This window comes from Marinilabilia sp., assembly GCF_016278715.1.
Lineage (GTDB): Bacteria > Bacteroidota > Bacteroidia > Bacteroidales > Marinilabiliaceae > Marinilabilia.
Window position 1 is genome coordinate 20,537 of sequence record NZ_JADQBH010000015.1, and the last position, 6,729, is coordinate 27,265.

At 42.7% G+C, this 6,729-nt stretch carries 7 protein-coding genes; all 7 read right to left on the reverse strand.

From position 1 onward, the window contains the following. Window positions 1-54 precede the first annotated feature (54 nt). The gene (locus QZZ43_RS01045; protein WP_291855191.1) at window positions 55-975 is read right to left on the reverse strand and encodes a PPK2 family polyphosphate kinase; all 921 of its coding nucleotides are present in this window, start codon (window positions 973-975) and stop codon (window positions 55-57) included. Then, entirely contained in the window at window positions 950-1,297 is a 348-nt protein-coding gene (locus tag QZZ43_RS01050; RefSeq protein WP_291855193.1) for a DUF1622 domain-containing protein, read from the reverse strand. The genes QZZ43_RS01045 and QZZ43_RS01050 overlap by 26 nt, the downstream gene beginning before the upstream one ends. A gap of 132 nt (window positions 1,298-1,429) precedes the next feature. After that, window positions 1,430-1,909 (reverse strand): YeeE/YedE thiosulfate transporter family protein, encoded by a 480-nt coding sequence (locus tag QZZ43_RS01055; protein ID WP_291855196.1) that lies wholly within the window; start codon window positions 1,907-1,909, stop codon window positions 1,430-1,432. Window positions 1,910-2,063: 154 nt separating this feature from the next. Next, a complete protein-coding gene (locus QZZ43_RS01060) occupies window positions 2,064-2,597 on the reverse strand; it encodes a YeeE/YedE thiosulfate transporter family protein (RefSeq protein WP_291855198.1) in 534 nt (177 codons plus the stop codon). Window positions 2,598-2,601: 4 nt separating this feature from the next. Beyond that, complete coding sequence (locus QZZ43_RS01065; protein ID WP_291855201.1) at window positions 2,602-4,050, reverse strand: rhodanese-like domain-containing protein; 1,449 nt, start codon at window positions 4,048-4,050, stop codon at window positions 2,602-2,604. A gap of 35 nt (window positions 4,051-4,085) precedes the next feature. Then, window positions 4,086-5,876: an SLC13 family permease gene (locus QZZ43_RS01070; RefSeq protein ID WP_291855204.1), complete on the reverse strand. Its 1,791-nt coding sequence runs from the start codon at window positions 5,874-5,876 to the stop codon at window positions 4,086-4,088. 541 nt (window positions 5,877-6,417) lie between these two features. After that, window positions 6,418-6,729, reverse strand: a 312-nt coding sequence (locus QZZ43_RS01075) for a PA2169 family four-helix-bundle protein (RefSeq protein WP_291855206.1), incomplete at its 5' end; no start/stop codon positions are given.

Below are 6,729 nucleotides of genomic sequence, written 5' to 3' on the forward strand. Positions count from 1 at the left end.
ATTAAAAACTCCTTGTTTTAAAGCTATCCGCCACTGTTGGTTCCGGTTAAGACATCACTCCTTTGAAAGTATTTCTTTGTATTTATCTATGTTTTTCAGGAGGTTTTCATCTGCCTGAGGCTCGGTAATGTTTTTGTACTGTACCATTTTCTCATAAATGATTTTTGCAACCACGTATCTTGCTGTGGGTTTGTCGTCGGCTGGTATAATATACCACGGGGCAAAGGGCATGGATGTTTTGTTTATAGCCTCTTGATAGTAGCTCTGGTACTGCTTCCAAAGCTCTCGTTCACTTAAATCTTCGGGGGCGAATTTCCAGTGTTTATCTTTTTTTTCCAGCCTTCTCAATAATCGTAATCTTTGTTCCTCTTTGCTCATGTGTAGAAAAAACTTAAAAACAATAATACCGTTTTGGGTAATATGTTCCTCAAAATTTCTGATTTGGTTAAATCGCTTTTCCCAAAAATCATCAGGTATGTCTTCCTCCTTTTTAATTCCGGGGATATTTTCTAAAAGGACATATCGAGGATTTACCCGGGTTACCAGTAAATTCTCATAATGACTGCGATTAAAGATCGAGTACTTACCTTTTTCCGGCAAAGCGACATAATGTCGCCATAAATAGTCGTGTTGCAGTTCTTTCCTGCTTGGTGATTTAAAACTGTGAACCACCACGCCACGAGGATTAAATTTACTGAAAACTTCTCTTATCAGACTATCTTTACCTGATGTATCCATGCCCTGCAAGCACACAAGCACCCCGTAACGGTTATGGGCATACATGGTGTTTTGCAGTTTGCTAAGCTTCTTACCAACTTTTTTAAGTGCTTTTTTCTTTTCCTTTTTCGATTCATCGGTTTCCAACTTCGTTGGAATTTTATCCAGGTTAACCTGGTTTGTAACGATAAAATCCGAGGTGCTTAAATCTTTCACAAATTGACGAAATAAATTATTCAGATATGTAAAATTTCTCAATTTCTTTCTCAAGGAAATAGCTGATTACTGTTCTTATAACCACAATGCTTGCCAGGATGGCAATCTCCTCAAATTTTGGATGTATTACAGTGGCAACGATATCGGCAGCAATCAGAAACTCCAGCGCCAGCAACAGGTAGGTGGCAAACTGATGTCGGACAGATTCCCGCTCGCGGTATATTGACTTGTATTTCAGCCTGCTGATTTCCAGTTTTAGAAGCCTGAAAACGGTTAATGCCACACCCCATACAATTATTGCTACACCAATGCTGCCGATGATAATGTACAGATATTCAAAAATACTTTTCAGATAAACTTCCATATTGAGTTGTAATTTAGTGTCTTTTTTTAAAGTATACTACTTGCTTCGTTACGTTACAAGTCTTGTAACCGCTGATATATAATAAGACAAACCTATTATGAAACTTTTTACGGGTTTATAGACAAGCACTGCTTAACCTGCCTTTTCAATCCATACCAGTATTAGAATAATCAGCACAGAAACAGGCACAACTATCACCCAGTCGTTTACCTTAAATAGTCGTGGTAGGGTGATATCGCCGAAATCACCTTTTTTAAGGATTCCGTTTTTTAATTTGGGATACCAAATCGCAAAAATCCAGGTGCCCAGAACAATGCCTGCCAGTCCACCAACTGTTGCATCAAGATAGCCGTTGCCAATAGCCCCGGCTATGGTGCCAGGACAATAGCCCAACACGGCAAAACCAATACCAAAAATAATGGCGCCAAGAATATTTTTGCCCACCGAACCCTTCTTGAGCGAAAGCTGAATCCAACCCATCGACTTCATAAAGTAAACTCCAATCATACCGGTGACTACCGCCGAAAGAATAATTTTCAAAACTGTAAAGTCGGTGAGCAGCAACTGGCCTACAATCACATCGTATTTGGTGGCTCCTCCCTTATGCAGCAAAAAGCCGAACAGAATGCCAAAGCCCAGACCAAAAAACAGGGGCCTTTGATCCTGTACTTACTTTTCCTGAATTTCTTCCACGGAATTCTTCATTCTTGAAATTTGTTAAATGGTTATGATTAAGCCCAAAGATTTTTACGGACTATTTATTGATTTAGGCAATAATCCTAAAAATAATATGAGCCGTAATTATTCCACCCACAAAAAAGAAGATGGCCGACACCCAGCTTGAAACGGCAAGTTGAAGTGTGCCGCTGATGCCGTGCCCGCTGGTGCATCCGCCGGCAAAGCGCGCGCCGAATCCAAGAATGATGCCCCCTGCCAATGCAACAAGGACCCTAAGAACTGCGTTATTGCCAAAAGCTGAAGACCAGAGTGATGGCACCCACACTCCAACCTGGAAATCGCCGGAGATAATGGCCGACAGAAATGATCCTATCACAACACCTACAACCAGCATCCACTGCCAGTTTATCCGAAGCTTAATCTTCTTGTAATAGGGCCTTCGTTGGTTTTTGTCTCCTGTGATCATTTCTTTAATCATCCCGCCTGCCCTGGCAAAGGTTGTTGAGGTGGCAATGGGTTTGCCCGATATCAGAAAACTCAGCCAGCTCAAAAGCCCAATGCCTATGCCAACTGCATAGGGAGACCAGCTTGTATCTGTAAAGATTGAAGTAATTGGTTCCATAAAACTAGCGTTTAAAATGGATTTTTACTTCTTCAAGTTTTGAGTAAAATCTTGAGCCGTGTGGACTTACGCATACTGTACAACGTTTGGCATATCCTGCTGCGCTATATCCGGTCATGCCACCAGCAACGTTGTTTAGTTTATTAAAACCGTGCTGGCTTAGTATACTGACGCCCAAGCTGCTGCGATTTCCTGAACTGCAAAGCAGAACAATGGAATCCTCCTTTTTTAGTTCGGTGTGCCTTTCACGCAAATCGGCCACAGGAATATTGATGGCACCTTCGATATGCTCATCTTCAAACTCCTGTGGTGCTCTTACATCGAGCAAAACAAATTTATCGGAGCCTGAAACCATTTCATGTAAATCTTCGGCTGAGATTTGCTTAACTGAATTGGTTTTGTAACCATTTGTTATCCAGCCGGCCATGCCGCCATCCAGATAACCTACAACACGATCCTTGCCCACGCGCCTGAGCCAGACATTGGTTTCTTCTGCTTCGCTAAAACTGTCTGAAACCACCAGTAGGTCTTTGTCAGTCGGTAGTACCCAGCCGGCAAAGGTGGGAAGGTTACCGTTGAAGTCCAGGCTCCACGAACCCGGAATGTGCTGGCCTCCAAAAGCAAGATAGCTGCGGGTATCGACAATCGCAACGTTTTCTTTTTCAATCATTTCCTTGAAGGTTTCCGTGTTTAGCTCCTGCATTCGGGGAAGCTGAGAGACAAGGACAGGTCCGTTGCGGTTGATGTCGGTACTTCGGCTAAAATGGTCGGGAGCAGGGGGCATATCTTCTGTAAGCGATTTGATAAATTTATCCTTATCTTTGATTTGAAGTGCTGCGTTGTATTTCTTTTCGTAGCCAATGGTTGAACGCCACTTTGCACCCATGGCCCGACCGCAAAGAGAACCGGCACCGTGTGCAGGTAGGACTTCACAAAATTCGGGAAGCTTTAAAATTTTATCGTAGAGGCTGTGATATAATTTACCGGCAAGCTCTTCTGCCATTTCCGGGAAAAGGTCGGGACGTCCTACATCGCCAACAAAAAGAGTGTCGCCCACAAAGGCGCATGCCGGGTCTTCTCCGCGCGTAGTGTCGGTAACTACAAAACAAAGATGCTCAGGTGTGTGCCCCGGAGTTTCGAGTACTTTGATAATAATGTCTTCTATCTCTATGGTATCCCCTTCGCTTAACGGCACATGATCGAAAGAGCATTCGGCCGATTTGGCAATATAAACTTTGGCACCGGTTTTCTCTGCAAGGTCTAAATGCCCGGAAATAAAATCGGCATGCAGATGAGTTTGCAGAATATGGGTGATTATTACACCCAGTGCACGTGCTTCTTTTATGTAAACATCGATGTCGCGTTGTGGGTCAATAACAGCACAAGCATCTGATCCTGCCAGGATATATGAACTGTGCGCAATTTTGTTAATGAAAAAATGTTTAATGAGCATAACAATGGGATTTTAGATGGTTTCATCTCGTCTGATTATATTATGAAAGAATAGAACAGAAGAACCGCTATTGCCAGGAAAAGGATTGTCATTCCACTCCCGGCCTTTATGTAGTCGGAATTGCGATAGCCCCCTGATGACATAAGGAACGCATTTACCTGGTGAGTGGGCAGAATAAAAGAGTTTGCGGCGCAAACGGCTGCCATCAGAACAAGTGGCCGGGGATCGATACCGGCAATGTCTGCCATACCCATAACCAGGGGAGCCAGCACCACAATTGCGCCTACATTGGACATAAACAGTGAAAAAACAGTGGAAAGCACACCAACCATCAGAATGAAAAAAACAGGGTGTAAATCAATGACTACGTTCATTATGAATTCGGCAAGAAACATAGCAGCTCCGGTTTTTTTCATCGCCACACCCAATGGAATTAATCCCGCCAGCAGGAAAACGACTTTCCACTCAATGGATTTATAGGCTTCCCCAATATTCAGTACACGTGTAAGAACCATGCAAAGAGCACCGGTTAAAAATGCCATTGAAATGGGAAATCCGGAAACGGCCAGGCCAATGGCTAAAACGAAACATGCAACCGCCGGCCAGGTTTTTGATTTGTCTTTCGTATCTACCTCAAATCGGGTGACCACCACAAAATCAGTACTTTCTTTTAAATCTTTCATGTTGTTCCATCTGCCGTAAACAATCAGGCTGTCGCCAGGGTGAACTTCCACATCAGAAAAGTCCCCTGCCACTCTTTCGCCCTTGTTGAAGAGGATTACCGGCTCAACAGCATGGCGCTTTCTTAATGAATACGCTCTTATACATGTTCCTGCGAGTTCTGAATCGGGTGGAATTATTATCTCGGCAAAACCGCTAACATTGGGGTTGAATTCATCAGAGAGGTTGTGTGACTTAGAAACATCTTTTAGCTGAAAATCAACTGCAAACCGTTCTATGTTTTCTGATGAACCCAATACCGCCAGAATCTGCCCCTCTCCAAATTTTGTTTCACGCCACGGAGCATAAACCACGTTGTCCCCTTTTCCGATACCTAACAAGTTTACGTTGTAGGTGGTCCATAAGCCCGCCTCTTCTGTTGTTTTTCCTGCCAGCAAACTTTCTTTTCTTATGGCAAATAGCTTGATGTTGTTCGGCAGATTAAGCTTTTCCACCAGTTTTTCCTGTTCTGTTTTTCCCGTTTCCCCAACCTTCTTCTTCGGTAATACATTGTTTCCAAACAGCAGGAAGTAGCCTATGCCCGATAGCAAAAGGATAATACCAACCGGGGTTACGCTAAATAGGTTGTAGGCCTGATGTCCTTCATTTATTAACAGGTCGTTTACTAAAATGAGTGGACCCGAGCCAACCATGGTCAGGGTTCCGCCCAGTATGGCAGCAAAACCTATGGGCATAATTAGTGCAGATGCGGGAATCCTGGTGCGCCGCGAAACCTGCATTATTCCGGGCAGAAAAAGTGCAGCTGCACCAATATTTTGAATTATGCCCGATAACAAGCCTGTTGATAGAGAAAGAAAACCTACCAGATTTCGTCGCCGGGTGCCGGCTTTTTTGATAATAAATTTTGAAAACTCATCCATTATTCCCGTGCGTGCAATACCGCGCCCCAGTATCATCACGCTCAGCATAGCTATTACGGCATTGCTCGAAAACCCGGAAAACATCTCCTGGGGATTCAAAATACCTGTCCAGCCCAGCGCCAGCATACAGCCAATGGCAACAATGTCAATGCGAACCACGTCAAGTACCAGCATTATTACTGTTACACTAAGGATTATCAAAACTATTATAATGCCTGATTCCATTATTTTTAGTTCAGTTTTGAGAATTCATATCCTTAAGCAGATTTATTTTTCCTATCTGCCAAACTTGCCTTTCAATTTACCCGGGGTCTTTTATTTCTAATGAAGTTTTTGCCATAGGTGAGATTTGCAGAAAAAAAGTTATCGCTGTAATCAAAATGTTTGATGATTCCGTTTCTTATGAGTGAAGAAATCCAACACTTTTTTTGATGCAGGCCGCAATTGATGATGTAGACTGCTTGACCGGTGTCTATTGAGGTTTCGACTAATTTAGACGGATCTTGCTGATGTATCATATTGTTGTTTTACCAGGCCCATTTATAAAATTGAGAACATGTTTTACAAAATGTGTGTCTGTTCAGAGAGTGTCAGTAGCAAGGCTTGTCATTTGCAGAAATGTGGATACCCGGGTGGGCTTTTCGATGGTTTTTTGTTTAAAAAATTATCGGAAAGCAACTTTGGGTGAAGCAATTCCCTGTAAGGACGTGCTGCTGCAAATAATACTTTGTGAACAGACACTAAAAAAACGTATTTACTGACAAATTTAGGCATCAACTAACGCATCGAGCAAGGATTTTATTTGGTCGTGGTCGGTTTTTAGTAATGATTTTTGGGCGGCAATAATGATTTGTTGTTTTGTGCTTAAATGCTCTAAATGGTTCACTAGTGCGTTGTTGTAAGAATCTAATGCCTTTTCTTCTCCATACTCGCAGGAGTTGAGAATTGTTTTTCGGTCTTTGCCTGTGAGTGCAGCCTTTACATCCATCCATACACGAAAAAATTCTCCTGAAGCTTTGGTGCCTTCGGATACTTTGCCACCTCTCTTTTTTACTTCCCTAACTAATTCCTTTTTGCA